The sequence below is a fragment of the Inquilinus sp. genome (assembly GCF_057815775.1).
Genome location: NZ_JBYRFX010000201.1, coordinates 1 through 1,811 on the forward strand (window position 1 = coordinate 1; position 1,811 = coordinate 1,811).

The window sequence follows — 1,811 nt, forward strand, 5'->3', positions numbered from 1 at the left end:
ATCGACCGCGTCCTGGGCCTCTTCGACCGTCGTCGCCACCACCACGCCCTTGCCGGCGGCCAGCCCATCGGCCTTGACCACGATCGGCGCGCCCTCGGCGGCGATATAGGCGCGGGCCTCGGCCGCATCGGTGAAGCGGCGATAGTGTGCGGTCGGGATATCGTATTTGGCGCAGAGGTCCTTGGTGAAGCCCTTCGACCCCTCCAGCGCCGCCGCCGCGGCACTCGGCCCGAAGGCCTTGATCCCGGCTTCGGTCAGCCGGTCGACCAGCCCGGCCACCAGCGGCGCTTCCGGCCCGACCACGACGAAATCGATCGCCTCGGTCTTGGCGAAGGTCACGAGACCGTCGATGTCGTCGATCCCGATCGGCACGCAGATCGCCTCCTGCGCGATGCCGGCATTGCCGGGGGCGCAGTAGAGGGTGGTGCACAGGGGGGAGGCGGCAATCGCCCAGGCCAGGGCATGTTCGCGGCCGCCGCCGCCGACCAGAAGGATGCGCATCGCAGAACCCGCTCTCGATCTCTTGCTCAAGTGGCAGCGGTTTAGCATGGTGGCCGCAGCATGACCGAGCAAAACGACACCCCCTCTCGCCCCGGCTCCAACCTGCCGGAATTCACCATCGCCGAGCTGACCGGCGCGCTGAAGCGCACCATCGAGGGCGAATTCGCCCTGGTGCGGGTGCGCGCCGAGATCGGAAAGGTCACGGTGCCGCGCTCCGGCCACGTCTACCTGACCCTGAAGGACGACAGCGTCACCCTCGAATCGGTGATCTGGAAGGGCCAGGTGCCGCGGCTGATGGTGCGTCCGGAGCAGGGGATGGAGGTGATCTGCACGGGTCGCCTGACCATCTACGGCTCGCGCTCGCAGTACCAGATGGTGATCGAGCAGATGGAGCTGGCGGGCGAAGGCGCCATCCTCAAGATGCTGGAGGAGCGCCGCCGCCGCCTGGCCGCCGAAGGGCTGTTCGAGGCGGCGCGCAAGCGGGCGCTGCCGTTCCTGCCCACGGTGATCGGCGTCGTCACCTCGCCGACCGGCGCCGTCATCCGCGACATCCTGCATCGCCTCGCCGACCGTTTCCCGCGCCATGTCCTGGTCTGGCCGGTGGCGGTGCAGGGCGAGACGGCGGCGGGCCAGGTCGCCGCGGCGATCGAGGGTTTCAACGCGATCGCGCCGGGCGGGCCGGTGCCACGGCCGGACCTGCTGATCGTCGCCCGCGGCGGCGGCAGCCTGGAAGATCTGATGCCGTTCAACGAGGAGATCGTGGTCCGCGCCGCGGCGGCCAGCGCCATCCCGCTGATCTCCGCCGTCGGGCATGAGACGGACACAACCCTGATCGACTTCGCCTCGGACCGCCGCGCCCCGACCCCGACCGCGGCGGCGGAAATGGCGGTGCCGGTGCGGGCCGAGCTGATGGGCCGGGTGCTGGATTGCTCCCGCCGCCTCGAGGCCGGCACATCCAGGCTGTTCACCGAGCATCGCACCCGGCTGGTCGCGCTGCGCCGCGGCCTGGGCGACCCGGCCCGGCTGATCGAGACGGCGATGCAGCGGCTGGACGACCGCGGCGAAAGGCTGGACCGCGCCGCCGCCGGCACGGTCGAACGCCGCCGCGCCAAGCTGGCTGAACTCGGCGCCCGGCTGCCGCATCCGCGCCGCCAGGTGGCGGAAACGGCACGCCATTTGGTCCAGCTCGGCGACCGCCTGGGCGCCCTCGGCCCCCGGCTGGCCAACCGCCCGGCCGAACGCTTCCAGGCCCTGTCCGGCCGCTTCGGGCCGGAGCCGGTGCTGCGCGCTTTGGCCGACCGCACCACCCG

The 1,811-nt window shown here is 71.7% G+C and carries 2 protein-coding genes; one reads left to right on the forward strand and one right to left on the reverse strand.

What is annotated here, in order from left to right; translation table 11 throughout:
• Nucleotides 1–501: phosphoribosylamine--glycine ligase (locus AC3XYG_RS07120; RefSeq protein ID WP_489139113.1), on the reverse strand; the 501-nt coding region annotated here is incomplete at its 3' end.
• Between the two features lie 60 nt (nt 502–561).
• Between AC3XYG_RS07120 and xseA the strand changes: the two genes are divergently transcribed.
• Nucleotides 562–1,811 (forward strand): exodeoxyribonuclease VII large subunit (gene xseA, locus AC3XYG_RS07125; RefSeq protein ID WP_489139114.1); only part of this gene is annotated, 1,250 nt, incomplete at its 3' end.